This is a genomic window from Mesorhizobium alhagi CCNWXJ12-2 (assembly GCF_000236565.1).
GTDB classification, from domain to species: domain Bacteria; phylum Pseudomonadota; class Alphaproteobacteria; order Rhizobiales; family Rhizobiaceae; genus Allomesorhizobium; species Allomesorhizobium alhagi.
Map to the genome: position 1 here is coordinate 47067 of NZ_AHAM01000206.1, position 25226 is coordinate 72292.

At 61.5% G+C, this 25226-nt stretch carries 23 protein-coding genes; 16 read left to right on the forward strand and 7 right to left on the reverse strand.

Annotated elements, in window-relative coordinates:
• Nucleotides 1-124: 124 nt before the first annotated feature.
• From MAXJ12_RS23295 to MAXJ12_RS39110, 5 genes are all read right to left on the reverse strand, one after another.
• Nucleotides 125-796, reverse strand: coding sequence for an FkbM family methyltransferase (locus MAXJ12_RS23295; protein ID WP_040587566.1), 672 nt, complete (start codon nt 794-796; stop codon nt 125-127).
• A 659-nt stretch (nt 797-1455) separates the two neighbouring features.
• Nucleotides 1456-2220 (reverse strand): hypothetical protein, encoded by a 765-nt coding sequence (locus tag MAXJ12_RS23300; protein ID WP_008838491.1) that lies wholly within the window; start codon nt 2218-2220, stop codon nt 1456-1458.
• On the reverse strand, nt 2214-3233 hold the full coding sequence (locus tag MAXJ12_RS23305) for a helix-turn-helix domain-containing protein (protein WP_139044006.1): 1020 nt from the start codon (nt 3231-3233) through the stop codon (nt 2214-2216). Before MAXJ12_RS23305 ends, MAXJ12_RS23300 begins: the two co-directional genes overlap by 7 nt.
• A 476-nt stretch (nt 3234-3709) precedes the next feature.
• Nucleotides 3710-4375 carry a MurR/RpiR family transcriptional regulator gene (locus tag MAXJ12_RS23310; RefSeq protein WP_244421570.1) on the reverse strand — a complete coding sequence of 222 codons (666 nt, stop codon included), beginning with the start codon at nt 4373-4375 and terminating at the stop codon, nt 3710-3712.
• Complete coding sequence (locus MAXJ12_RS39110; protein WP_244421571.1) at nt 4344-4901, reverse strand: MurR/RpiR family transcriptional regulator; 558 nt, start codon at nt 4899-4901, stop codon at nt 4344-4346. The genes MAXJ12_RS23310 and MAXJ12_RS39110 overlap by 32 nt, the downstream gene beginning before the upstream one ends.
• Before the next feature lie 785 nt (nt 4902-5686).
• On the opposite strand from MAXJ12_RS39110, the gene MAXJ12_RS23315 reads away from it, so the two are divergent.
• The 10 genes from MAXJ12_RS23315 to MAXJ12_RS38070 all read left to right on the forward strand — a co-directional run bounded on the left by MAXJ12_RS23315 (nt 5687) and on the right by MAXJ12_RS38070 (nt 15934).
• Nucleotides 5687-6652: an ArdC family protein gene (locus tag MAXJ12_RS23315; RefSeq protein WP_008838493.1), complete on the forward strand. Its 966-nt coding sequence runs from the start codon at nt 5687-5689 to the stop codon at nt 6650-6652.
• Entirely contained in the window at nt 6649-7077 is a 429-nt protein-coding gene (locus MAXJ12_RS23320; RefSeq protein ID WP_008838494.1) for a DUF2958 domain-containing protein, read from the forward strand. The genes MAXJ12_RS23315 and MAXJ12_RS23320 overlap by 4 nt, the downstream gene beginning before the upstream one ends.
• Nucleotides 7078-7176: 99 nt before the next feature.
• Nucleotides 7177-8916 (forward strand): ParB/RepB/Spo0J family partition protein, encoded by a 1740-nt coding sequence (locus MAXJ12_RS23325; RefSeq protein ID WP_008838495.1) that lies wholly within the window; start codon nt 7177-7179, stop codon nt 8914-8916.
• A 703-nt stretch (nt 8917-9619) separates the two neighbouring features.
• Nucleotides 9620-9943 (forward strand): DUF736 domain-containing protein, encoded by a 324-nt coding sequence (locus MAXJ12_RS23330; RefSeq protein WP_008838496.1) that lies wholly within the window; start codon nt 9620-9622, stop codon nt 9941-9943.
• 420 nt (nt 9944-10363) lie between these two features.
• Nucleotides 10364-10651, forward strand: coding sequence for a lysozyme family protein (locus tag MAXJ12_RS40130; protein ID WP_008838497.1), 288 nt, complete (start codon nt 10364-10366; stop codon nt 10649-10651).
• A gap of 231 nt (nt 10652-10882) precedes the next feature.
• Nucleotides 10883-11857, forward strand: a complete 975-nt coding sequence (locus MAXJ12_RS23340; protein WP_008838498.1) for a hypothetical protein — start codon at nt 10883-10885, stop codon at nt 11855-11857.
• A gap of 812 nt (nt 11858-12669) precedes the next feature.
• Complete coding sequence (locus tag MAXJ12_RS23345) at nt 12670-13842, forward strand: cation:dicarboxylate symporter family transporter (RefSeq protein WP_008838499.1); 1173 nt, start codon at nt 12670-12672, stop codon at nt 13840-13842.
• A gap of 14 nt (nt 13843-13856) precedes the next feature.
• Entirely contained in the window at nt 13857-14537 is a 681-nt protein-coding gene (locus MAXJ12_RS23350; RefSeq protein ID WP_040587569.1) for a DsbA family protein, read from the forward strand.
• Nucleotides 14538-14541: 4 nt separating this feature from the next.
• Nucleotides 14542-15237 (forward strand): hypothetical protein, encoded by a 696-nt coding sequence (locus MAXJ12_RS40350; RefSeq protein ID WP_420891352.1) that lies wholly within the window; start codon nt 14542-14544, stop codon nt 15235-15237.
• A 553-nt stretch (nt 15238-15790) separates the two neighbouring features.
• The gene (locus MAXJ12_RS38070) at nt 15791-15934 is read left to right on the forward strand and encodes a hypothetical protein (RefSeq protein WP_162097503.1); all 144 of its coding nucleotides are present in this window, start codon (nt 15791-15793) and stop codon (nt 15932-15934) included.
• Between the two features lie 43 nt (nt 15935-15977).
• Here MAXJ12_RS38070 and MAXJ12_RS23360 read toward each other — a convergent pair whose 3' ends face one another.
• Together MAXJ12_RS23360 and MAXJ12_RS23365 are read right to left on the reverse strand one after the other, a co-directional pair.
• Entirely contained in the window at nt 15978-19319 is a 3342-nt protein-coding gene (locus MAXJ12_RS23360) for an autotransporter domain-containing protein (protein WP_008838502.1), read from the reverse strand.
• 785 nt (nt 19320-20104) lie between these two features.
• Nucleotides 20105-21274: a TlpA disulfide reductase family protein gene (locus tag MAXJ12_RS23365; RefSeq protein ID WP_008838503.1), complete on the reverse strand. Its 1170-nt coding sequence runs from the start codon at nt 21272-21274 to the stop codon at nt 20105-20107.
• Between the two features lie 587 nt (nt 21275-21861).
• Between MAXJ12_RS23365 and MAXJ12_RS39120 the strand changes: the two genes are divergently transcribed.
• From MAXJ12_RS39120 to MAXJ12_RS23390, 6 genes are all read left to right on the forward strand, one after another.
• Nucleotides 21862-22059: a hypothetical protein gene (locus MAXJ12_RS39120; RefSeq protein ID WP_244421573.1), complete on the forward strand. Its 198-nt coding sequence runs from the start codon at nt 21862-21864 to the stop codon at nt 22057-22059.
• Between the two features lie 4 nt (nt 22060-22063).
• Complete coding sequence (locus MAXJ12_RS23370; protein WP_244421574.1) at nt 22064-22768, forward strand: hypothetical protein; 705 nt, start codon at nt 22064-22066, stop codon at nt 22766-22768.
• A gap of 392 nt (nt 22769-23160) precedes the next feature.
• Nucleotides 23161-23484, forward strand: coding sequence for a DUF736 domain-containing protein (locus tag MAXJ12_RS23375; RefSeq protein ID WP_008838504.1), 324 nt, complete (start codon nt 23161-23163; stop codon nt 23482-23484).
• 178 nt (nt 23485-23662) lie between these two features.
• Entirely contained in the window at nt 23663-23932 is a 270-nt protein-coding gene (locus tag MAXJ12_RS23380) for a helix-turn-helix transcriptional regulator (protein ID WP_008838505.1), read from the forward strand.
• Nucleotides 23929-24477: a S26 family signal peptidase gene (locus MAXJ12_RS23385; RefSeq protein WP_008838506.1), complete on the forward strand. Its 549-nt coding sequence runs from the start codon at nt 23929-23931 to the stop codon at nt 24475-24477. The genes MAXJ12_RS23380 and MAXJ12_RS23385 overlap by 4 nt, the downstream gene beginning before the upstream one ends.
• Nucleotides 24465-25151: a lytic transglycosylase domain-containing protein gene (locus MAXJ12_RS23390; RefSeq protein WP_008838507.1), complete on the forward strand. Its 687-nt coding sequence runs from the start codon at nt 24465-24467 to the stop codon at nt 25149-25151. Before MAXJ12_RS23385 ends, MAXJ12_RS23390 begins: the two co-directional genes overlap by 13 nt.
• The last annotated feature ends 75 nt before the right edge of the window (nt 25152-25226 follow it).

Below are 25226 nucleotides of genomic sequence, written 5' to 3' on the forward strand. Positions count from 1 at the left end.
GCCAAACCCTGACTCTCCAGCGCGTTCCAAAGTCCAGTCCCAGCCGCGGTGAAAAAGACGCCTCACACCTGCATGACCGAACGCTCAGCGGCGCTCGAACCACAAGGCTCATGAACAGGACGGGCTAAAGGCGCGTATTCCTAAGCAATACATTGCCCTCCACTCCGTCGGGATAGCAGGTCACCACTTCGAACGAAGGCAAAAGATCAAGAATGGCTTGCAGGGACAGCTGCCCTTCATAGAGCTCATGATCGCTGTATTCGGTGTAGATGAAGCGCGTGTTGCTCAAGGTCTGTCTGCCGCCAGCGATGACATCCGACTCGGCTCCCTGCACATCCATCCAGATGAAATCGATCCTGCTCAGGTCCGCTTCGCTGCACCAGTCGTCAAGCCTTCGAGTTTCAACTGAGATGGGGCGATCGAACCGAACCCAATCATGTTCGACAAGATGATTCTTGGGTTGGCGTATCGAGCCAGATTGGTCCCATTCCTTCGCGCTTCCATCCGCATTGCTTGGATGGAAATCAATCCTGCCATTTCGGTTACTGATCGCGATCTCAAACAGTCTCACCTTGTCCAGGTGCAGCTTCATGTTTTTCTTAAAACGAGCAGCCGCTCGAGGGTCGGGCTCAAAGCAGTAGAGGTCAGCTTTCGGGCAGAGCCTGAGAAAACGTTGCGTATCGGTTCCGTCGTTGCAGCCGATGTCCAAGATGATGGGATCGCGCTTTTGCAGGAGTGAGACGATATGCCGATGTACTTTTAGTGAAGAGAGCGATTCCAGCGTTTGTATTTCCATCGAACTTTACCTAAAGCCTCAATTGCACACGCGACATCCCTGGCATGGATATCAAGCGGAACTCCGGGGCTGGCGCCCAACTGCGATTTGTTTCGAATGATCTCGCCGCGACCGCGCCGGTCGGTCCATCAGGACAATGTGACACGGTCGGCGAGCGGCAGCTCGCATTCTCAGTTGACCTGTTCTCCCAACCGATGTTGTCCTATCCGCTATTCTTCATAATTCGTAAAATCGATTGTGTTGATGCAGCGCATGCACACGATGGATACAGGCATGCCGTGCACGCGGGACAGGACCCAGGTTCCGGTGGGTTTCGCCTCTGCAGATCCCTCACGCTTCGCGGATGCGGGGGCATCCCATCAGGAGGTCGCCATAGCCCTGTTCGCGACGGCGTGTCGAACAAGATCGGTCTCATCCCAGGCGGCCATCTTCGCGATCAGGTGGCACCTAGAGGCGCTGATTCATGTAGTTGACACTGTTCTGGCGAAAGGTTCGGGAACCGATTGCCGATGGGCACCCCAAAGCGATCAACTGAACTTCAGCCCGCGCGGCGTGTGAAGCACTTCGCGAAGGCCAGCATCCTCGATTTCGGAGGCTCGCTGGTCGCGCCGGGGGGCGGGTCCAGCAATGGCGGGTGAAGCTGTAGATGAAGGTTCGGCTCATGCGTCGCTCAGCCTGTAGGCCGACCTGAGAAGAGCGATCGCTTCGTCGCGGGTGAACGGCACGTTGAGCGCTTTTGGGTCTAGGGTCCGGTCGGCCTGGGCCAACTCAAGGAAGCGGCGCATGTCTTCGCGAATTTGATCGGGCAATGTTATTGAGGCATTGCCGGGCACAAGCTGCGTCAGGCGGAGCACGTCATTGCGGTGTTTCTTGATGCTCTTGCTGTCGATCCTTTCCCCGGCTTCGGCGCGTGCGCTCAGATCGAGGAATGCTCGTGCTTTAAAAGGGATGAGAAGCGTTTCGTCGATGACCGTTACGCCTTCAATCTTTCGTTTCGCGGGCTGAAGCGCCTCATAGTATCCATCATCGAGCAGAATGGCCGAGAGGCTGACGATGTCGTCCTCGACCGGGATGGGGGTGAGTTCCGCATTTTCCGGAAGATCGAGCGTGCCCGGCTTGCGGGAAAACAGCTCGATCATGAAGGGGAAGCTCTGGTCCGAAGGTTTGTGGAAGCGATAGAATTCCTTGTCTCCGGTGCTCCGTTCCCGTGCCTGGTAACCGCCTTCATCCAGAAACTCTTTGAAAGCCGTGGCGAAAGCGGCATCAACCACCTCAACGCAGAGTACCATGTCGATATCCTTGGTGGCCCTGAAATCAAGACCGGCTTCATCGAACAAGAGATCACAGGCCGCGCCGCCGATGATGGCGTAGTGATCCTCATGGCCAGCGAAGTATTTCTGAAACTTGTCGATGCCGGTTACCAAGTCAGGTGCTCCAATAGTCGATCCGCAGCCATGGCGACACGCTCATCGCGATGGTCCCGGAATTGTGCGTATAACGATAGGGGGTCCACCGTGCTGGTGTCGGACAAGGCGGCTGGATCGTAGGACCATGTCTCGATGATGCAGTCTGCTTCATCCCGGTCGGTTTCGATGAGGCCAACAGTTTGCGAGATCGCTTTCCAGCCGCTGGCCGGCACGCCGAAGGTGTCTATGCGGGGGCGGGCCAGTTCCGTCAGTTGGGACAATGCGGCTTCCCCGGCCTGCTTCAGGGATGCCCCGAAGGCGTTCCCGCGCACGAATTTGAGGGAGCGAACCGGACTGCGCAGAAGCGGCGTTGCTTCTTCCAGGAGCTGTCGCCCTTCTGACTTGAAATGAATGTGTCTCTCTTTCCCGTGCCGGATAGTTTCAGCGAGACCGGCGGCGACCAGATCGTCGAACGCTCGGCCGATCGACATTGCCGAGTAATGCAGGCGTTCGGCCAGCAGGGACGGCGTTATCACGCTCCTGTCGGGACGCAGGATGTGGTGGAAAAGGACGGTTTGGGCAGCAGGGGACAAGCCGTCTGCCTGCCGGTGTCGAGGCGCACGGAAATGTTCGCGTAGATCGATCGCCAGATCCGGTATATAGAGCTGGTTGCCCGGAACGATGAAGGGAACACCTTGACCGATAAGGCGCGACCGGTTGTGCGCGCTGATGGTCATGGTGGCGAAAGCCACCGTCGCATTGGTGGCATTACGGACTATGTCGATGTGCTTGGCAATGTCGGCCGGAGTGCCTCTGCCGTCGAGCCTGGCAACGATGACGCAATGCCGACCTAGAATGCGGGCTTCGTAGAGCGTGTAGGTGCGTTCGATAAAGGATGGCAAGCTGCGCGTGGCCTCGAATGGACGGACATCGATGCGCTCATGAAGAAGCTCTCCCAGATAGCGTTCCAGCGCCTCGGGAAACTGAAAATTGTGATTGGGAATATCTTTTTCTAACATGGTTGTGAACACTAACAATGATAGCGTTAGTGTGCAACGGCAATGTTAGCAACCAGGAGTGGTTGCGTGCCTAGGCGCCAGCCGACTTGTTCCCAAAGGCCCGGTCATTCCGGACCTTTCTGTTGTGGATCCCGACGTGAAGCCGGCCGGCATTCCAATCAGTCACCGGCCGGGACCAGACTGCGAAGCACCTAGCGTTGGTCAGCAACTTCGGCATCAAGCACCTCGTGGTGAACGAGGAGGGCTTGATACCGGCAAGAGAAGGCCGACCGTGCGACTATTGAGACAGATGCTTCGGCTGACGGCCGCTATCGGATGCTGAGCGGACGCTGGCGAGCCGGGTCTGCTCCCGGAGCTCAGCTGTCTGCGCCTCCAGCCGGGCTATTGTGCGCGGCGTTCGCCTTGGCATTGGCCTTATGCGGCTGGGCCGGGGCCTGGTACGGCTTGGCTGCCGTCACGCCCGCCCGAGCGCAACCTTCCAGATGCTATCAGTTAGGCTTCCAATGAATGCCGAAAGCGGCGAGCTCCTCTTCCGACTGTTTTACTCGTTCGGCGGCTTTGACTTCAGACTGCGCAGCCGTCAGTGCCGCCAGAATCTCCACGGCAGCGAACGCCGGCGCCATGCTTCGGAAGAACGACTGCGAATTTGACGAAATAATGATTGTTTCCCGCGCGATCCGGGTCAGCGGCGACACGCTGCTGTCAGTGATCGCCACCACGTCCAAGCCCTGCCGAGCTGACTGGCGAGCCACGTGGATCGTCATGTGTTCATAAGGCGACATGCCCACGGCAAGGAGCACGTCGCCGCTTCCCGCATGCAGGAGCGCATCCAGACCCTGTCCGGCAGTATCGCCGACAAGCGTCACCTTGCGCTCACCCCCCGCCACAAACGACATGAAGCGAACGAAGTGACTCGCGACCGGATAAGCGGCGCGCGCGCCGAAACCGAACAGATTGCGTGATCTAGCCAGGAGGTCGGCGGCGGCGATGAATCGCGTGGCGTTGCCATATTCACCAAGGCTTGAAATCTGGGCTGCGAGATCGGCAACCACGCCGGCAGTCGAATATCCCGGATCGCCGTCCTGTCCCATACCCTGTCGCGCCGGCTCACCGACGCCTGTCTCACGCAGCGCCCGCCAATAAAGGCTGCGCATATCCTGGTAGCTGGTAGCCTTCAAGGCCAAGCCATCGCGCCAGCCGCATCATGGTGTTCTGCGATACGCCGGCCTGGCGTGCCTGCTCGCGCATCGACATCAGCGCGACATCCTTGGGATGATCCAGCACGAAACGCGCGGCGACCCGCAATTGCGGCGGCATGTTCTCGAACCGTTCAAGCAACAGATCGGCCAAGGGACCTTTTTCCATTTTAGAGTACCCCCATTCACCCCAATTGCTGGAGAAAGTCGGCAATGCAACAGTTGGAACCGAATGGCTCATAAATTCCAGATGGAATTCAATTTTCGATCGGGCTGCCTTCGGAGCTCTCGTCACAAAGCAGCGCGAAATGGTCATCATTGCGGCAACGGTCGCGCTTGGCAGGTGCACATAGCCGTCCTTCCTGACATAAACCTGACTTGCGCTCAGCCAAATCTTGATCTGGCAAAGGGCGACCACTGAAACAGGTGCGGTTGTCCGGCGCGCGCTGCAGCCCATGTCCAGGCTTGGCCGCCGTCCCTGCAAAGGTCATTCCCTCGGCCTTCTTGGCAGCACGCAGCCTACATTCGCCTCACGCGCGAGAGCGCAACTGGCCCTCGCCGAAGCGTTGGACCAAGCCGGTGGGCAGACGCTGGTCGTGGCAGGGCGCCGGCGCATTGCGCACCGCCGAGTCGGTAAGACTGGCAGGATGCAAAGGCCGTCGGCGCGGCCGCCGGCCTTTTCGCGGTCTCGTACACCCTGAAACTGATGACGAGGCGTGCGAGCATTTCTCGTCGGTGGCGCGCGAAAGAGGCCCGCATTAGAAAGACCAGAATGCGCTCGCCACCACGATAGTCTTGAATCGGACTGCACTCCTGCGCGCCAGATTAGAAGATCTTTCAAAAGGCGCCCGAGGGATCGTTTGGCGGGCGCCCGCGCGCCTGATGGCGCGCGCCGGGCTCTCGTGAACCGAGCCCGCTTTCCGTCGCCTTGCTCAGGGCGGTCTCGGCCCTTCGGGCTTCGATCCCTGGCGATAACAACCCTTCGGGTTGTCCAGCGGACGCCGCTCCTACGAGCGGCGACATCGTTCAGGTGGCCTCTCCCGGTGGCGCGGTGTGGGCGGCGCTCCCTTCTAGGCCCGCCGCGGCAGGCCGCAACCCTCCGCTTCGCTTCGGGTCCTCCACATTCGTTCCGGCCCGTAACCACTCCTTCGCACAGATACGACAACGCCCGCGGGTGCGGTCTGCCTTTCGGCGGGCCTTTCCGGTCGCAAGTCGCCGCCCACCCCGCTTCCGGGGAGGCGCGGCTTGGATCAGAGAGGATGAAAAGCCATGCGCCAGACCGCCACACGTCCCGCCAGCGGAAAACACGGGAGCCGGAACAAGGACGACAACCGGCCGAACCTTTATCAGGAGGTAACCAGCCGCATCATTGCCGAGCTGGAGCAGGGCCAGTTCCCATGGGTGCAGCCATGGGGCCGCGCCACGGCAGGCGTCGGATTGCCCCGCAACGCGGTCACCGGCCGGTGCTATTCCGGCGTGAACATTCTCATCCTGTGGGGCGCCGTCATCGAAAAAGGCTTCCCCTCGCAACACTGGATCACCTTCAAGCAGGCGGTGGGAGCCGGTGGCTTTGTCCGCAAGGGCGAACGCGGCACCACCGTCTGCTACGCCGACCGCTTCATACCGAAATCAGAGGCCGAACGCACAGCGCAGGATGGCGACGAGCCCGCGACCGTGCCGTTCCTCAAGCGGTTCACCGTCTTCAACATCGCGCAATGCGAGGGGCTCCCGGATGACTTGGCACGCGAAGCCGAGCCACTGCCGGAGCGCGAGATCGTTCCCCACGCCGAACGCCTGATCAAGGCGACGGGAGCGGATTTCCGCATCGGCGGCGAGCAGGCCTTCTACGTGCCGGCGCGCGATTTCATCCAGGTGCCGCCGCAGCCAGCCTTTCATGAGCAGATCAATTATTACCGGACCTGTTTTCATGAGATCGGACACTGGACGGGCCACGCTTCGCGGCTCGCCCGCGACCTGTCAGGCCGCTTCGGATCGGCGCTCTATGCGCGCGAGGAACTGGTCGCGGAAATGGCCAGCGCCTTCATCTGCGCCAGCCTCAACATCATCCCGACCGTCCGTCACGCCGATTACCTCGCCACGTGGCTCGACGTGCTGCGCCAAGATGACCGCGCCATCTTCCGCGCCGCATCGCAGGCCAGCAAGGCGGCGGATTTCATCCTTGGTTGTGGCGAGGGCGTCGAGACAGACGCGGTAGAGCGGGAGATCGCGGCATGACCCTGATCCCCGAAAACCTGCGCGCCCGCCTCGCTTCCAACGGCGCGGCGGAACCCGAAACCGATCACATTCCGCTCGTCAAGCTCTTCGACCCGTGCGGCCCCGCCACATGGCTCGTCACCGAAATGATGCAGGATGGCGACACCCTGTTCGGCCTCGCCGATCTCGGCTTCGGCAGTCCGGAGCTGGGCTCTTTCAGCCTGTCCGAGATGGAAACCGTCAAAGGTGCGTTCGGCCTCGGCATCGAGCGGGACATTCATTTCGTCGGCCGCTTTCCGCTCTGCGTCTACGCCGCAGCGGCTCGCAACAAAGGCTGCATCGTGGAGGCCGAAGCCGTCCTGCGTCGCTTCGCAGCCGCTCTCGGCAATCCTCAACCACCCGAATTCGAAATTCCGTCGCCGGAGCAAGAACACGGCGACGGATGACTGCGCCATCCTGGCGCAACCGGCTCCGTCCGCCGTCTCGGCAGATGTCCGGACGGAGCCGGCCAACCCCGCAAGCAAAAGCTTAAGGAGTAGATCACCATGCAACTCGCTCACATTGACCTTGGCAAGCTCACCGTCTCACCTTTCAACATGCGAGACGGCAAGCTTGCGCCGGATATCGCCGATATCCTGCCTTCCATCCGCCAGCGCGGCATCGTCCAGCCGCTGCTTGTTCGCGAAAACGGCAGCCCGGACACGTTCGAGATCGTCGCCGGACGGCGGCGCTACTACGCCGCAAAGACCATCGCCGATGAGGGGCAGTCGGTGGAACCCCTGCCTTGCGCCATCATGGAACCGGGCGACGATGCGGCCGCGCTCGAAGCCTCGCTGATCGAGAACATCGCCCGGCTCGATCCGGATGAAGTCTCGCAATGGGAGACGTTCACCCGGCTGCTCAAGGCAGGCCGCACGGTCGCCGACATCGCGGCGACCTTCGGCATCACCGAAATCATGGTCAAACACCGTCTGGCGCTCGGCAACCTATTGCCCGCCATCCGCAACGCCTATCGCCGCGACGAGATCGACGCCGAGAGCGTGCGCTATCTGACGCTGGCGAACAAGGAACGCCAGAAGGAATGGCTGGCGCTGTTCAACAATCCAGACATCTATGCTCCGCATCGCGGGCAGCTGAAGGCCTGGCTGCTCGGCGGACAGACGATTTCCACAAAGGCTGCGCTGTTTCCGCTCGACACCTATGCCGGCCAGATCGTCGCCGATCTGTTCGGCGAGGAGAGCTATTTCGCCGACGCCGAGGCCTTCTGGCAAGCGCAGAACGAGGCGATCGCCGGGCGCAAGGCAGCCTATCTCGAGGCCGGATGGTCCGATGTCATCGTTCTGGACGCCAACCGTTATTTCCATTCCTGGGAGTGCGAGAAGACGCCGAAGAAGAAGGGCGGTAAGGTCTTCATTGCCGTTTCCCGTCAGGGCGATGTCGCCTTCCACGAGGGGTACCTGACGACCAAGGAAGCGCGCCGCGCGCGATCCAAGCAGGCTGGCGGCGATGAGGAAACAGCTGCGCCGAAGCCATCGCGCCCGGAAGTCACCAGCGCCATCCAGACCTATATCGACCTGCATCGCCACGCCGCCGTCCGGAGCGCGCTCGCCGATCATTTGGGGGTCGCCCTTCGGTTGATGGTGGCGCATGCAATTGCCGGCTCGCCGCTCTGGTCCGTGAAGCCGGAGCCGCAGCGAGCAGGCAGCGAGGCCATCGCGGCAAGCCTCGCCGGCTGTGCTGCGCAAGCCGCGTTTGCACAAAAGCGGCGCGAGGTCCTCGCCTTGCTCGGCCAGTCGGGCGAACAAGAAACCGTCAGCGGCGGCAATGGCGACGACTTTTGGACCCCGAGCGTCTTTGCCCGGCTTCTGGCGCTTTGCGATGACGATGTGCTGCGCGTGCTCAGCGTCGTCATGGGTGAAACCATGCAGGCCGGCAGCGCCATTGTCGAAGCCGTCGGCATGCACCTCAATGTCGATATGGGCGCTGTCTGGCAGCCGGACGGGACCTTCTTCGACCTCATCCGCGACAAGGAGGTGGCCAACGCGATGCTGTCGAACATTGCCGGAACGAACGTAGCCGAAGCCAATATTTCGGAGAAGGTGAAGACGCAAAAGCAGATCGTGCGCGACTTCTCTGAAGGCACAAACGGGCGCACCAAGGTCGAGAACTGGCTGCCGGCCTGGATGGCCTTTCCGGCCCGCGCCTATACCGAACGTGGCGGCTTCCGGACCGCAGAACAGTGGGCGAAGGTCGCGCCGCTGTTTGCGCCGCCAACCGCTGAATGAGGCGATAAGCGCAGGGGCGGCGGATCATTCCGCCGCCCGTTCCTGCCGACAGGCGCTCGCATATTTTGCGGGCGATTCCGGACGCCGCGCCGCTATTGCGTGGCCATGTTCCTTGAGCCGCAGCGTCCTCGCCTGCGCCGACAAAACCCTCTTGCCTGTGCCGGAACCGCTGCCGCGCTAGATGGTTCGCCAGCTCGCAGACCGATCCGGCAACAAGAAAGCGAGCCGGATTTCTTTCCTGACCGCCTGCTCGGGCCGCTTGCATCGCAGGCGACTTGCTCACCCACGCTGTCCCCAGCCAACCCAAGAACGGAGGCAGAGCGCGGCACTTTGGGGTTGGTGGAGATCGGCGTCATTGTGAGACGGAGCGCCTCCCGGCCGTGTCTTCCCAACCGGTTGCAATGGTTTTCTCCGCGCCGGCATCGCATCGTCTCCTTGCGCACCGGACACCATTCCCCTGCTCAACGGCTGAACCTATGGGCTTGCCGTCCCCGCACAAACCATCGCTTCCGGCTTTTTTCCCCGCCCGCTCCCTCCGCAAGCTCCGCACGGGCTCCTCGCGGCCGCTTCGCTTCAAAAAAGCCGTCCGCTCCGGTCCTTCGCTGCGGCTGCGGCCCTGCGGGTTAGCGGGTCCGGCCCGCGCCCATGACGGTTCGCGCATCGCAGGGGAATGGTCCCCGGCGAGGCAAAAGGAGATGAAGCAATGCCTGCAATCGGATACGTTACCAAGCAGTCTTCCGGCGGATACAAGGGCCAGATCAGGACGCTCTCGATCCGCGCCGACATCGAAATCGTCCCCAACCGCTCCAAGAGCACCGATGCTCAGCCCGATTTCCGGGTCGTGACCGGCGGCGTGGAAATCGGAGCCGGCTGGATCAGGAAGGGCGAGCAGTCGGGCAACGAATACGTCTCGCTCGGCCTTGCCGCCCCCGAATTCGGGCCGCGCAAGCTCTACGCCAATCTCGGCCGCGCCGCCGGCCAGGACGAGGAGGAAGTCTTCGCCGTGATCTGGAACCCGGCCGACTGAAAGTACAAAAAGGCCCCCGCGCAACGAGAGGCGCGGGGGCCTTCATTCAGCCTTGCCGACTTTCGCGCAAAAGCGGTGATGAGGCGACCTTCGCCGTCGCCCTCCAATCTCGACGAGGGATCAATGATGGACGACGAAAACGAGCGCGCCGCATGCGCCAAAAAAGCAGCCCCTTCCTCAACACGGCGCAGGCCGCCTTCTGTATCGGCCTGTCCCACCGCCCGTTGGAAAAGATGCGCACGGCCGGAAGCGCTCCGTGCTTCCGCAAGCATGGCCGCTATGTCCACTATGACATCGACGATCTCGACGAATGGTCGCCAGCACCGACGCCCATGAATCAGGCGCGGGGAGGCGCAAGTGTGCGCGTCTCGGTCCCGATCCGTACGATCCGCGCGACAATATTCTGGCGGGGAGCGCTCCATGCACGGCCGTTTCGGCTACCCCGGACTATTCGCCGCCTACAATGCCGGACCGACGCGCTATGAGAAGAATTTGCGGACGGGAAGACCGCTTCCGGCCGAGACCCGCGCCTACATGCACAAGCGCACCGGGACGCGTGCCGAAACATCGACACCGGCGGAAAAATCGTTGGGAACAGGACTGCTTTTTCCGCTTCGCAGCAATCGAAACATTGGCCCGGCCAACGAGAAAGCGCGGCCCGGCGGCGCGGTTTTCGTGCCGCTGAGGATCGGTCGGGCAGGGCAATAAGGCGGCCCGAAGATGCTGTGCATTACACCCGTTTGCCGCCGGTCAGGCCATTGCCCTGTGCGAAAACGGGCCGCGATCCGACCTGCATTTGCCACGGATAAGGTTGTTGTGCATTGCACAAAACATGACGCGCGGTTAGGTGTCCTTCCGGTGCGGGAATCGGGTTTGGGTAACGATGACGGAGCGTAAACCGATGCTTCGTTGATATCGCATTCATACCCGAGGACCCTGATGACCACGACAAGCCCTGACAAATCCGGCGCTACAAGCCTCGAGGCGATCGCGCGAAACGGCAGCCTGCTGCGTCGCATCGCCGTGCGCCTTCCGACCTACCTGTCGGACCTTCGCGAGAACCCGGCATGGCTTCCCATGTTCGTCCTCGCCCGCACCATGCCGGCACGGACAATGCACTGGCGTGGTGCAAAGCCGGTTCGAGCGTCGCAAAACGCCCAGGACACGATGTTTGCCCGCGTCAATCGCCAGGACGTTGTCGACGCGCTGCGGTCCGATGGGCTTTTTTCCGGACTCGTCCTGCCGACATTGATCCATGAGGAGATCGCCGCCTTCGCCCGATGCACGCCTTGCTTCGGCAATTTCGATCGCCGCCTCGAATTCATGCCGACGGAGCATGCGCAGGCTGAGGCCCGCTTCGGCCGGCCGTTGCTCAGCGGCCACTATTTCGAGCGCGTTCTCGGCTGCAAGGCGGCACTCGCCATCCAGAACGATCCTCTGCTCATGGATGTCGCTGCGCACTATCTCGGCGGTCAGGCGAAACTGATCACCACGCGCGTCTGGTGGAGCTTCCCGACCGGCCAGGCCTCGGACGCCGACAAGAATTTGGCCTCGCTCGGCAAATACCACTTCGACCTCGATGACTGGCGGATGGTGAAGTTCTTCTTCTATCTCAAGCCGGTGGACGAGGGCGCCGGCCCGCATGTCTATGTCCGCGGCAGCCATAACCGCCGCGCCCTCAAGCACCAGCTGACGCTTCTGGTGGGCCATCCGGCGCAAGAGGTTCTGGACGTCTACGGCGAGCAGAGCCCGGTCACGCTGACCGGCCAGGCCGGTCTCGGTTTCGTCGAGGATCCGTTCGGCTTCCATATGGGCACCGTGCCCGCGCACACGCCCAGGCTGATGATGGAAGTCGGCTTCGGCGTTTCGCCGCCCTCGCGCCGACGCTTCCATGGCGAGCCGGTCATTCGCTGATTTCGAGAAAGCCGCGAAACAGCCTTTCCCAGACCGGACCGGAAGCCTCGTAAGGCAAGATAGAGCAATGTCGTCATCGCTGGATTATCGGCGACCAACCGCATAGCCGCCTTCAGGCAGCTAAGCGTCGTCATCGTATCGTCAAGCTGGATGGAAGGGGTCTTCAGGCGGGCTCACGATCGGGTCAGCGACCGCTGGCGACAAAACACGAAATCGGTGTTCGAGCTCGCAAACGGATATGGGCTCGACGCTGAAATTGCCGACGCCTGCGAATTCAGCTGCCGGCATGACGTCGAAGGAGATGCCATATTCCTGTTTGGTTTAAGCCCGCGGGGTCCACACGGTCCATGCCGCGGCGGGTTGATAGGCTCCCGCGTCCTGAACAACTCAATATGGTCCGTATGCCGTAGGCTTGTACAAGCAGGCCATCATCGTCCACGCCTGATCCCCATCCACGCGGGGCATACCGTCGTTGCGCTTTCCGGCGAGTGTGACGCCTGAGCGGCCTCTGCAATGCCTGAACTTCGCGGACCTTCTTTCGATGAAGGCACGCGCCAGCAGCGAGTCCGGAATTCCGCACAAGCATGGCGCGAGCGGTCCTTATCAATTTCGGAAACCTGCGCGTCCTTCGCGCTGTCGCTATTTGGCACGCAGCTTGCGGCGACCTTGGTGCAGCGTTCGACCGGAGCGCAGCGACGGAGATGCCCGGGAGGGAGGAACCCGCCTCGATCCGGTCAGGAGACGAGTATATTGAACCCGCAAATCCGCAGCGCGAGTCTCGCGCGCCGCAAGTCCTTCTACGGCCAGCTTACATGCAGGTGCTTGCCGCAATCACTCTCGGCATCGCACTCGGCCGCTTCTATCCGAAACTCGGCGAGAGCCTCAGGCCGCTGGGTGATGCCTTCATCAAGCTCGTCAAGATGATGACAGCGTTTGTCGTCTTGCTGACAATTGCGAACGGCATTGCCGGCATGAACGATCTCCAGAAGGTCGGCCGGGTTGCCGGCAAGGCGATGGTCTATTTCGTCACCTTCTCGCCGCTCGCGCTTATCGTCGGCCTCATCATCGCCAATGTCGTTCAGCCCGGTGCCGGCCTCAACATCGATCCGGCCTCGCTCGACGTCCAGGCCGTGAATACCTATGCCGCAAAGGCCCACGAGCAGTCCGTGACCGGCTTCCTGTCGAACATCATCCCGTCAACGATTGTCGGCGCCTTCGCCGATGGCGACATCCTGCAGGTCCTGTTCTTCTCGGTTCTGTTCGGCATCGCGCTGGCGATGGTCGGAGAGACGGGCAAGCCGGTCACCTGCTTTCTCCAGGCGCTTACCGCCCCCATTTTCAAGCTGGTCAGCATCCTGATGAAGGCCGCGCCGATCGGCGCTTTCGGCGCAATGGCCTTCACGATCGGCAAATACGGCATCGGTTCGGTGGTCAACCTCGCGATGCTGGTCGCGACCTTCTATCTCACCGCCTTCCTCTTCGTGTTCGGGGTTCTCGGCGCGGTCTGCCGTTACAACGGCTTCTCGATCTTTTCTCTCCTTCGATACATCAAGGAAGAGCTGCTGCTTGTCCTCGGAACGTCCTCTTCGGAGGCGGCGCTGCCTAGCCGCACGCTGACAAATTTCCTCGGCAACGCAGCGGGAAAGCGCGTTGTAGCCGGCTGGGATGGCCAGCTGGATGAAGGTCAATTGGCAGTGGCCCTCGCGAGCGGACCCTCCGGCGCTTTGGCTGTGGCGGTCCAGTCGCCCTGCTTGCCAAACGGCGATCGCGGCTGGGCAATTCGCGTGCAAGCCGCGCCGCTCAGGGATTGGTGTCGGCTGGTTGGCGCGCCGCCGTCATACAGCAACCGCCAGCTCGTATCGTTTTCGATAGCTACGAGCCCCCGCAACCGCCCGCGCTCTGGGAACTGCTGGGCAAGGACTAAAAGCGATACCCACCTTTACGCCAAAAAGGCCAGCCGTTGCTGCCCTGCCGTTCACTGTTGATTGGAGCCTGACCCATGTCAAAGCCAAAAGCCGCCCTTATCGCTCTTTCAGTCGTCCTAGCCCTGCTTTTTATTTGGATGGCAGCGGTACATCGTTCAGTTATCATGGACTACCTGCACCAGCTCGAAAACCGCCGCCTGCTCGCGGCGGAGCTGCGGGGGCTCATTCCGGAGCGGCGTGACGCGCTCTTCAACGACCCCGCTGCGCCAACTGCTGGCAATCCCGAAGGCGACGTCGCTTTGGTCGCATTTTTCGACTACAACTGCCTGCAATGCCGAGAGGCAGTCAGTATCCTCCAGCAAGCCGTCAAGGACGATCCCAAGCTGAAGCTTGTGTTCAAAGAGTATCCGATCCTGGGACCGGATTCCAAATTCGCCGCAGCGGCGGCGCTCGCCTCCCGCAAACAGGGAAAGTATGAGGCGTTCCACCTCGCGCTTATGGCTTCTCGCGGCCGGCTCAGAGAAAGCTCCATTTTTACTATCGCAGGACAGGTAGGCCTCGACGTTGAGCAGCTCAAGCGGGACATGGAAGATCCGGCCATCGCAGACGCCCTCGCGCGCAATCGCGCGCTCGCCATCGGTCTGTACATCACCGGCACGCCGGCGTTGGTGGTCGGCGACGAAGTGATCCCAGGGGTGGTCGACGTTGCCACACTGCAACGCTCCATCGCCAAAGCGCGGAAGCCTAAGGGTTGATACCGTGCCCGATCTCCAACATCGGCATTTTGACACTGGCGGCCGGTGCAATCTCGTTCCTCTCGGCATGCGCTACCTGTCGTGCCGCGCTAAATCTCTTATCGTCGACAACGTCGTAGTCGGCGGACCATACCGTTCTATCGGCAGCCTGCTTTTCACGTTCAGCGCGCTTTCCTCAACCGCGTCGAACGGGATCGCGCTGCGCGCCATCTATTCAACCGGCCTTGGTGTTCCCGTCCTGCCGTCGGAGTCTTTCACCGAAAGCCTCGCCAAAGGGAAAGGCATGAAGCGCGCCAGACGCGTGCTTCAGATCGCGGCCGGCGCGAGGATGATGATCGTCAAGGATGTCGCGATGATAACCGGCACTATGAGGTCTCCTCCTGGCTGGTCGTACAAGTCCGCATTCTCAGAAAAATCGCGTGACGCGGACGCCGTCGCGCCAAGCTCGGGCCTGCCTGTCGATAGCGTGGCTCTTGACCTGTTGATAAAGCCGCAGCCGTCGCAACAAATCCCGTTCGGATTGGCGACACTTACGTTGGCCGCCCTCCCATACGCCTCCAGCATGCCATTCAGGGCCAAGGCTCTGGTCGAGGTCACCTCAACGAGGATGACGGCAGCCGGATTGCTGCCTCTCAGATTGGCATTGCCCTGGACCAGGCCGCCAAGCTGTGAGCGCTACACCTCATTGATGGAGTTGTGAGGATGGCGCTGGGCGTTCCGACATTGGCCCGCCCTGTTTTGGCAATATCGACGATCGGCACGCCATTGGCTGCTGTCCCAACCGTCGGGCGAACACAGGCCGCCGCATTCGGATCAGCGACAATGCCGGGCCCCGTCTGCTGGGCGCGCGCCAGTTCGATCGCCACCGGCTCGATAACCAGCGTGCAGCCGATGTGGTGCTGAGAAGACGCCCGGCAAACCGCGCCAGAGCCGAGGCCGGCCGCGAGCCCAAAAATGCCGCCGGAAGAAGGGCCGAATAGAGGGCTGGCGAATAAACCGTCTTGTCCCGGCGCCTCGTCATGGATACGGCGCCGTCTTCTTCGGCATTCCAACCGCAACAGCCTTGCCGTCGCGCTTCGGGTCAGGAAGAGTATCCTGCCCCGGGGGATGCCCGCTCCTTCCTGCCTCGGCCCGTGCACGCGATCGATGATTTTTCGGTGGACCTTGCCGCCCTCTTCGTCACTTTGGCTGAGCGCCATGCCTTGAGCTCTTAGGGTGTCAGCACCGCCTCTTCGTAACCATTGAGGGAGCGCATGCACAGATCGACAAAGGCAGTCATCGGCCTTGACGCCAACGACAGCCAAGGTCGCGGCCGTCACTATGCCGAGCACAATGCCGCCGCCTCCGTGGCGTTGGCGATGTTTCGCCTCCTCAGGCAATCCCCCTCACACCCGTGAGCGTCGGAATTCCCTGCACGTCCGCTTGTGCGCTCCACTTCTATCAGAACCGCACGCCAAGCTTTGCGGTGACGCCATGCTCTTGCACGGAGGACGCGATCTGACCCTCATAAGAGACCGCGAGACTGGCGTTGGCGGCCAGATGGAAGTCTAGCCCGGCCTGGACGATGGCAGCGTCCTTGGCGACCGGCGTGCCGATGATCGTAAAGTTCTGGCCGCCGGCGAAGGCATGCGTGGCATGCGGCACCACATCGCCAAAGGCATGCCGCCAGCCAAGCGTCCCACGCGCCTTGATGGCCGTGCCGCCAAGATCGAAGTCGCTACCGTGATGAAGCCCCAGCGTGGTGTAGGTCACATCGCTGCTGCTGCTGCTGCTCGTCAAGCCGGCGCCGTTCTTGTCCTCCTCCCGGTAGCCGTCCGTCTTGAGATGCACATGCGCCAGATTGGCGAAGGGTTCGAAGCGGGCAAACCCGTAGCTCAGCTCGTAGCCTGCCTCGCCAAAGACCTGCGCCGTACGGGCATCGTAGGACGCCGTCACCGAGTCGGCAAAGCCTGGGAAGACGACCCCCCGGCGGGTATCGATCGAATGCCAGCTATGCGCCGCGCCAAAGTTCAAAGACAACGCCTCGATTCGGGCGCCGCTATAAAGGGCAAGAGTGTAATTGTCCGCTTCGGCCGATGCGGCGCGCGCATCGACCTCGTAGGAGGAATGACCATAACCGCCCGCAAGGCCTAGCCGCCAATCGCCAGCGGAGACATCCCCGCCCACCAAGAAGCCGCCCGCCGAGCGGTGATAACCGGCCGCATTGCCATCCCCATCGGCAGTTTCCCAGGCGCCATAGGCCTCGCCCCACACCGCAAAGCGATCCGTAGCGGCGGAAGCCGGCTCCACCCCGTCCGGCCCATAGGCCATCACCGGCACCGATGAGGCCCCAGCCCCGTCAAACGCCGCGCGCAGACGCTCCGTCACCGCATCGCGCGCATAAGAACTCTCCCCCGTCAGCGCACCCTTCACCGTCGCATGAACCTCACCCGACAGCGGCGCCCAGGCGTAACCGGCCGAGCCCTTGCTCAAATTGAGAATGGCAAGCGGCAGCAGATCGAGCGGGGCGGCCGGCAGCGCCTCGGCAACCGGCACGGCCGGCGCCGGGTTCGGCGTGGCATCCGTCTGAGGCTCTCCCGCCAGGGTCGATTTGCCGTGTGATGTCAGCGACGGCGTCAGGGGAAAGGCATTTTCCAGCGCCACCGCAACCGCCGTCTCGTTCGCCGTTGCCGCTGTCGAGGCCAGCGCCACATCGTTGCGCGTCAATGTCAGTCCGACATCATGGGTCCGGTGATCAAGCGACGGATCCAGAAACGCAAGGTCCGAGGTCGTCTTGTCGAATTGACCATTCACCCCCCGGACCGCTGTCAGGATCTGATAGCGCGTCTCCGGCAGATAAAGCCGTCCTCCCTCCGCCTGCGGATGCACCTCGACCGTCCCGCCATTGAGCGTGGCTGTGCCGGTGGTCTCGATCCGGTCGCTCGCACCCAGCGAATTGGCCGCAACCGCATAGGTCGAGCCTTTCTCAAAGCGAACACCCACATTGCCAACCTTAAGCGTGCCGATCGGCTGCGCGACACTGCCCGGCTCAACCGTCCCGCCCGCTTTTGCAATCAATCCACCGATCGTGCCGGTGCCGCCAATCGTCCCGCCGATCGTGCCCTGTTCGGTTCGCTTGTCGCCCTGCGGCGTATAGTATTCAACCTCTTCGCCAATGCCGCTGCCATCCACCGTCACCGTCGAGGTGATTGATCCATCCACCGACAGGTTGCCGCCGCGTACCCAAGTGCTGCCCCCATAGGTGTTCTTCCCCGCCAAAACGAGATGTCCGTCGCCAAGCTTCTCCAAACTGCCAACATAGGTCTTGCCTGTCGCCGGATCCTTGCCGCGAGTCAGCATCGCTTTCTCGCGAAGGTCGATGAGCTCCTTCAGGTGTTTTTTGTCATCCTCGGTGAACGTCTCGCCATTTTCCCGTTGGCCCTTCTGTAAAAGCCGGCGCAGAGTTGCTTGTTCTTTTACATCGTCCTCCTTGCGGGCTGTGATCGCCTCATCGGAAATGTCGTTCGCCCAGGTGTCGGACATGCCCTTCGGCAAGCCTGCCGCAAAATGCCCAAAAAACTGGCCGGGACCCGCCATCGCCTTCTGCAGGTCGGGAAGCCCCCAGCCGCCAAGTTCATTCGGAACCCGATCATTGCTATTCTTCACCGCGGTAAGAATGTCATAGGTCTTAACGCCATGTTCAGGCACTTTGCGATCCGGATCGGCAATTTTGTTTTGAGCTGTGGTGAGGAGTGTTGTAACAGCCTCTTCGTTGCTCATGTAGGGGTATCGGTTCATGACGAGGGCAAGAGCCCCTGAAATGTTTGGGGACGATGCCGATGTGCCGTTGGCATTATCCATGTATTTACCGTCTGTCGTGGTCGAGGTCATGCCAGAGGGGCCCATGATACACCACCACTTTGCTACGCCGCATTTATGATAAACTTGACTGCCGGTCTCGTCGTAACCGGTAACAGCCAACCACTTCGTTTCCACATCCGGATTGAGAAACGGCTGGCTAGCAAATAAATCAGGATTGGCAGACTTGCTATTATTGCCGTTGGAGACCACCTGAACAAAGCCATGCTGTCTGACCCCATCGACTGTTGCATCAAGCCAAGTTTTGGCTCCTCCAGTCCGCAGCTTCCAGAAATTCCTAGAGGCAAAAACCAAGTCGGAAATGCTACCTGTCCTATTCTCTGAAGGAATAGCGGAACCGCTTCCCCAACTCTCGTTGACCATTCTTACATTTTTTTCGCCAAGTGCATCGAACGTTGATTTGAAGAAGTTGAAGTCGAGGGCCGGGTTGTTGGAGCCTTGTTCCAGAGCGTCGGTTCCGCCCGTATTGGCAACATAAAACGGCGAATCGAAAGCAACGCCGTGCATTTCTTTGTTATTGCGGCTCGCAACGACCAGTCCGGTCATGGCAGTTCCATGATCATCATTGATTTCTGGATTGTACTCGCCGCTCATAGCAAATTGTTTCCCGTCCGTGGAAAACCCCTTGACGTCAATGAGATTAAGCCGTCCATCCCCGAACTCCTGATGGCTAGATCGAATACCGGAATCGAACACACCAATCCTGATCCCCTTTCCGGTAAAGCCCAAAGCATAGACACCGTCGGCGTGCATTGCCTTCAGTCCCCAATTGCTCTGGAATTCTGGGTCATCGCGCCAGCTTTGCATGGCGGCTTGCAGATCGTTGGTCCCGGTTCCGTCGGCATTGACATACGGTGGCTTGTCCTGCGCCAACGCCTCGGACGAAGCGGCCGCGACAAACAGCACCGCGGCGGTACTGCGCATTGACAAAGAGCGGAACCTGGCTAGACGAGCACGGCATGGCGCGGCTCTGACATGCACGGCTCCGGCGCTCACCAACCGTGATCCTTTGCTCCCCCCTACATCTCGACCCGTCTGCATCGTCATTCCATTTGTCCTCTGTTGTTCCTGACTGCTTTGCTTCATCAAAATCCCCGGAACGCCGTGAGGAGGCCGTCCTTTCGGATGTGGTCGGTGCGCTCAAAAGATCTGACCAGGCGATTTCGCAAGCTGGGCTCAGGCTTTGCGCCGTTCACATCAAAAACTTATCTGCCCGGCTAATTCTGCCCTCACGTCAAAACCTGACGGTCAGCTGCGAACGGTCCACCAGGTGCTGCACGGACCATTGCCAAGCGCAAACCCGCCTCCAGGGAGAACCCCGTCGATCGCCGACAGGCCGAACGGCGGCACGGCACGGACACGCGCGTTCCCGCCCTCGAGCTGCCGGATGCGCTCGCGAAGCTCTTCAACAACGGAATGCGCGGCGGGCGTACTCGTGGTAAGCGGTGGTCCGATCCAGCGACCTGTCTTTCGGGCTCGGAGCGGCTTTGCCTCCTTAAGCGGGTTGGCGGCTGAGGAAGGCGGCGACAGGCGCTCAGGCAAATTTCAGACGAGCACCAGAAGACGTCACCTTTGCGCGACTGACCTCCAATTCGCGCAACTATTTATGGGACTATTTATGGGACGCAAATTTTTCGATCAGCCATGCTCCAGCGGGACCCGGTGCGCACGAGGATCAGGTTGCATTTCGTTTCAAACAATTCCGACTATCACCCTGTTTTATGTTTTCTCCTCGGTCGGCTGCGCCTTGGTACTTTGGGGACATTGTTTTGCGGAGCCGCACAGAGAGCGCCGTGACAGACCTTCTCACCCTTGTAGTTGGCCAGGGTCTGCAGCAAATCCGGTAGAAAGTGCTGTTTCAGTCCGTCCGCGATAGGCTCTGGACCGTCCAGCGACTTCAGCGCCAGCTCGATCAACTCGATCGCGCGATCTTTGTTGCCGCTCTCATGATGGTACCGGGCGACCGCCGGATAAGACAGGAACTTACGGCCGTCGCCTTGCGGGGGATTGAGTGCCAGCATGTGTTCGGACAGCTCCTTGCCCATCGCGAAGCGCTCAGCAGACGGAAAGCGCGAATGATCAAGGTTCGGATGGAAGAGTTGGTCTAGCGCCACGATCATCCAATGCTCGGAGTTTCTGTCGATCGCGTCGCGAACCAATTGGCGTATGACCGGCAAACCGGTGCGCATGTCGTGCATTCTGTGAACCAACAGATGCACATGAGCCTGGCGGAAATTGATGTCGTCCGGCATCAAGGCGATGCCCTCTTCGATTGCCGAGAGCGCCGTCTTCCAATCCTCTGTCTTCACCGCCGCCCAAAATTTGTCATTGATCGGCTTCTTCAACGCTTGTTCGCGCGCTATGGGTTCGTTTCTGGCGATCCGCTCCGCAACGGCGGATTTCGCTTGATCGCTGGTGCGCCAGCTGCCGCTGAGCACCTTCGGCAAAACCTCATCGAGTTCCATCGGATGACCGATAAAGGCGATGTGTCCGTCCCGGTCGACCACGAACGAGGTCGGAATCCCGACAGCCAAGCTGGGTTCCATCCAAAGCCTGTTCATTTCGCCTGTGTGGTCGAACGCGATCCGATAGTTCAGATTCGAGCACTTTTCGGTCAACCACGCGTCCAGCTTGGTTCGGGCCTCAACGGCCGTTGGAGCGGCTTCATGTGCCGCGACTCCGACGACCTCCAGTCCGCTGTCCTTGTGTTTCTCCTGCAGCTGCACCAGATGGGGCATCGCCGCCACGCATGGGCCGCACCAAGTTGCCCAAAATTCGACGATGTACACTTTGCCGGGCTGGAAGTTCGCGAGGGGCTCGCCACGCAGCCAGTTCTCCACTTTGATCGAAGGAGCCGGGGACTCCATCTGCAGCACCATGCAGCTCTCCAAAGCTATTGCCAAAGGTTGCGCGAGTTTATGCGCGAGCTTGTTTCCCTCTCAGAAACGGGGCACACGGGTTCAAGGGAAAAGAGCATCGCTCGTCTTGCCCCTCTGCGTGCAGTCACCCTCACTCAGAGCAAAGGCCGTGCCAGCGCGCTCAGCGCCCAGTAAGCGCATGATTAGGCTTTGAAACCTCCACAATGCCCAGATGGCCGCTTGTATTGAACCTGACATGTTTCTGCCGCCGTCGGGTTTTGGACACGCATCACCATGAGAGCGCGTACGCCACGCCGCATGACGCCGTTCGGTGCATCGATGCCAAGCGCCTCGGTGTTGAGGTCGCCACAGGCCAGATCATCATCAACGAGACGCTCAAGCTCGATCCGGGAGCGCCAGCGGTATCATCTCAACGGGAATTACACCCTGGACGAGCCCAGGCCGATTGTCGGCCTTCGTCTGCGTCTCTTCGACGACAGCTATGTTCTGGGAAAAAAGCAGAACGAAGTCATTGCTGCCGACGCGATGCCTATCTGGAGGTCGGCTGGGCCGGGCGGTCGTGCTGGAACCGGGGCAGTATCTCTGCCATGGGACCAGGGAAGACGCCGAAGAAGAAGGGCGGCAAGGTCTTCATCGCCGTCTCGCATCGCGGCCAGGCATCACGAGCTCTGCGCGGGGCCATGCTCGACCATCCGGGCATTGCCCTGCGGTTGATGGTGGCGCACGCCATCACCGGTTCCGGCCTATGGCAGGTGCGTCCCGAACCGCAGCGCGCCGGTATTTGAAACGGTGGCCGCAGGCATTGCCGGCTGCAAGGCCGAAGCCGCATTCGCCGAGAAGCGGCGTGAGGTTTTGGCACTGTTCGGAGCGCCGGATGAGGATCGCACCATCTCCGGCGGCAATGGCGGCGACTATGCCACGGCGCGAATTTTCGCCCGTTTGCTGGCGCTCTCCGACGACGATGTCATGCGCGCTCTCACCATCGTCATGGGCGAGACGCTGGAGGCCGGCAGCGCTGTGATCGAGGCGCTCGGCAATCATCTGAATGTCGAGATTGGCGCATGGTGGCAGCCGGACGATGCCTGCTTCGATCTCCTGCGTGACAAGGAAATCGCCAACGCCATGCTGGCTGACATTGCCGGCAGACAAGTCGCGGACGGCAATGTCGCCGAGAAGGTCAAGACGCAGAAGAAGATCATCCGCGACGTCCTGTCGGGCGAGAACGGTCGCCAGAAGGCAGACCTGGCTGCCGCGCTGGATGAAATTCCCGGTCGAAAGCTACACCGATCGCGGCGGCCTCCGCACCGCCGACCAGTGGGCACGAGTTCAGCCGTTGTTCGTCTCGGAATGAGCCAGTCACACCGGGCGGCGGCTTGTCGAAAGCCGCCGCTCACGTCGTTTCCCGGTCGCGCTGGCTGTACGTTCCGCCGTCTTTGCACCCCGCGTCGCGCAACAAATCCGGTCGCCAAACTCGCCGCTGTCAGCGCTCGATGACCACGCCGGAATGCCTGCCGGGGCGCCAGGCGCGTGGGCACATCCGTTCATCGGCACAGCGTCTGAGCGTGTGCTCACCGGCAGCCTGGCATCCATCTGCTCGCCGCGTTCATCGCGATCACGCGACCCGTCTCCCCGCGTCTTCAAGGACCATTTCCCTGCGGCTGGCTTCTCGACCTATGGGCGGTCCGGCCCCCACGAAACCCTCGCCGCCAGCTTTTTTCCCCGCCGCCTGCGGCGGCTTCCTCGCGCCGCTTCGCTTCAAAAAAGCTGCCCGCTTGGGTCCTCCGCTGCCGCTGCGGCCCTGCCGGGTTCGGGCGGTCCTGCCGCGCCCATCACGGTCCGCTATCGCAGGGGAATGGTCCCCGGCGATGCGAAAAGGAGACTTCGAAATGACCGCGATCGGTTACGTCACAAGCCAAGAAAACGGCGGCTACAAGGGCCAGCTCAGGACGCTCAGCGTCCGCGCCGACATCGACATCGTGCCCAACCAGAGCAAGTCCGCCGACAACCATCCCGACTTCCGGGTGCTGACGCAGGGCGTCGAGGTCGGCGCGGGCTGGATCCGCACCGGCGAGACCTCCGGCAAGGACTATGTGAGCCTTTCCATCGCCGCACCGGAATTCGGCCCGCGCAAACTCTACGCCAATCTTGGCCGCGCCGCCGGCCAGGATGATGACGACACCTACGCCGTCATCTGGAACCCGGCCGACTGACCGGCCAGTTCGAGCCCTCGCGCCGCAATCGGCGCGGGGGTTTTTCCTTGTGGTTTCTGCCGAACGTCGCGCTCCCCAAAGGGCGGCGAAAACTCCTACCCGACTCTTCGCCCGTCCCCGCGACGACCTCGCTCGCTCATCCTCGCCGTCGCCTTCAGTGAGCGAAACGAGGACCAACATGGACGACGAAAACGAGCGCGCGGCCCGCGCCAAGAAGGGCAGTCCGTTTCTCAACACCGCGCAGGCGGCCTTCTATATTGGTCTGTCCCAGCGGACGCTCGAAAAGATGCGGCTGACTGGGGGCGGCCCGAAATACCGCAAGCACGGCCGCTATGTCCGCTACCACATAGACGAGCTCGACGACTGGTCGAAAGGCAGCTCGCAAGACTCCACTTCCGAGCACGATGAGAGCGGCTCCAGCGCCGCCGGCGATGGGGGCCGGTCATGAGCGGGCGTCCTTCCATCCATCTGATCGGCAGCCGGCTGACACGCTTTCGGGTGCGCCGGACCATCGCCGTTGCGGCGCTCGGCCTCTGCCTGATCGGTTTTACCGCCTTCGTCAAACCATCGCTTTGGCTGGTCTGGAACGCCTCGGCGAGCGCGCCGGTGGGGCTCTACCGGGTCGGTTTTGCAGCGTCCGCACGCGGCGATCTGGCGCTCGTGCGTCCGCCGGAATGGGTCGCCGGCCTCGCCGAAAAACGCGGCTACCTGCCTCGCAAAGTGCCGCTGGTAAAGCGCCTTGCCGCACTGCCTGGCGAGCATGTCTGTGCATTCAATGAGTTCGTCATCATAAGCGGCGAGATCGCCGCGCGCCGCCTCGAAACCGACCGCCAGGGGCGTCCGCTGCCATGGTGGAGCGAATGCCGAAAGCTCGCCGATGACGAGGTTTTCCTGCTCGGCGGCAAGGCAGCCGACTCATTCGACAGCCGCTATTTCGGGCCGGTTCCGGTCGCAAATGTCATCGGGAGGCTCGTGCCGCTATGGACCGAGTGACCCTCCTGGTGCTGGGCATCATTACGATCCCGCCATGCGCCTGTTCCGCCTCGACCGGCGCCGAGCCGGTCGCCATCTCCCGCAATCCGCAGCTTCAACGGTGGCAGCAGTTCGTATCCGAAGCCAGCAGGCGTTTCTCTGTTCCCGAAGCCTGGATTTACGCCGTCATGGACGCAGAGAGCAACGGCGAGACCATGCTCGATGGCCTTCCCATTAGCTCGAACGCCGGCGCAATGGGCCTCATGCAGGTGATGCCTGGCACCTGGCGAGACATGCGCATCGCGCACGGTTTGGGGCCCGATCCGCACGATCCGCGCGACAATATTCTGGCCGGAACGGCATATCTCAGCGCCATGTATGATCGCTTCGGCTTCCCCGGCCTGTTCGCCGCCTACAATGCCGGACCCGAGCGCTACGAAGAGCATCTGCGCACGGGCAGACTGCTTCCCAAGGAGACGGTTTCCTATCTGAAAGAGCTCGAAGAGGCCGGGGTTTCCGCCGCCGACATGGACGAACTCAAGGGCAAGTCCGACGATTCGAAGGAGCGAAACGCTCCCTCCGGACGGTCGCTCTTCTTCCTTCGGGACGGCGTTCGCGCCGGTGAAACGAACGGCGATCTCTTCGTGCCGCTGGCGAGCGATCGCGTTCGGCCGAAGAAACCGGATCGCAGATGATGTGCGGGCGGTGCGGCCGGGGGAGGGGCGGGCGCGGAAGGCAAGATAAAGGGACCGCCTCCATGAGGCGGGTAA

Bases quoted from the DNA above. Each gene is read 5' to 3' on its own strand.
- MAXJ12_RS23295 (WP_040587566.1), bottom strand. From the start codon at position 796: ATGGAAATACAAACGCTGGAATCGCTCTCTTCACTAAAAGTACATCGG.
- MAXJ12_RS23310 (WP_244421570.1), bottom strand. From the start codon at position 4,375: ATGCGCAGCCTTTATTGGCGGGCGCTGCGTGAGACAGGCGTCGGTGAG.
- MAXJ12_RS23315 (WP_008838493.1), top strand. From the start codon at position 5,687: ATGCGCCAGACCGCCACACGTCCCGCCAGCGGAAAACACGGGAGCCGG.
- MAXJ12_RS23320 (WP_008838494.1), top strand. From the start codon at position 6,649: ATGACCCTGATCCCCGAAAACCTGCGCGCCCGCCTCGCTTCCAACGGC.
- MAXJ12_RS23325 (WP_008838495.1), top strand. From the start codon at position 7,177: ATGCAACTCGCTCACATTGACCTTGGCAAGCTCACCGTCTCACCTTTC.
- MAXJ12_RS23330 (WP_008838496.1), top strand. From the start codon at position 9,620: ATGCCTGCAATCGGATACGTTACCAAGCAGTCTTCCGGCGGATACAAG.
- MAXJ12_RS40130 (WP_008838497.1), top strand. From the start codon at position 10,364: ATGCACGGCCGTTTCGGCTACCCCGGACTATTCGCCGCCTACAATGCC.
- MAXJ12_RS23340 (WP_008838498.1), top strand. From the start codon at position 10,883: ATGACCACGACAAGCCCTGACAAATCCGGCGCTACAAGCCTCGAGGCG.
- MAXJ12_RS23345 (WP_008838499.1), top strand. From the start codon at position 12,670: ATGCAGGTGCTTGCCGCAATCACTCTCGGCATCGCACTCGGCCGCTTC.
- MAXJ12_RS23350 (WP_040587569.1), top strand. From the start codon at position 13,857: ATGTCAAAGCCAAAAGCCGCCCTTATCGCTCTTTCAGTCGTCCTAGCC.
- MAXJ12_RS38070 (WP_162097503.1), top strand. From the start codon at position 15,791: ATGCACAGATCGACAAAGGCAGTCATCGGCCTTGACGCCAACGACAGC.
- MAXJ12_RS23360 (WP_008838502.1), bottom strand. From the start codon at position 19,319: ATGCGCAGTACCGCCGCGGTGCTGTTTGTCGCGGCCGCTTCGTCCGAG.
- MAXJ12_RS23365 (WP_008838503.1), bottom strand. From the start codon at position 21,274: ATGGTGCTGCAGATGGAGTCCCCGGCTCCTTCGATCAAAGTGGAGAAC.
- MAXJ12_RS39120 (WP_244421573.1), top strand. From the start codon at position 21,862: ATGGGACCAGGGAAGACGCCGAAGAAGAAGGGCGGCAAGGTCTTCATC.
- MAXJ12_RS23375 (WP_008838504.1), top strand. From the start codon at position 23,161: ATGACCGCGATCGGTTACGTCACAAGCCAAGAAAACGGCGGCTACAAG.
- MAXJ12_RS23380 (WP_008838505.1), top strand. From the start codon at position 23,663: ATGGACGACGAAAACGAGCGCGCGGCCCGCGCCAAGAAGGGCAGTCCG.
- MAXJ12_RS23385 (WP_008838506.1), top strand. From the start codon at position 23,929: ATGAGCGGGCGTCCTTCCATCCATCTGATCGGCAGCCGGCTGACACGC.
- MAXJ12_RS23390 (WP_008838507.1), top strand. From the start codon at position 24,465: ATGGACCGAGTGACCCTCCTGGTGCTGGGCATCATTACGATCCCGCCA.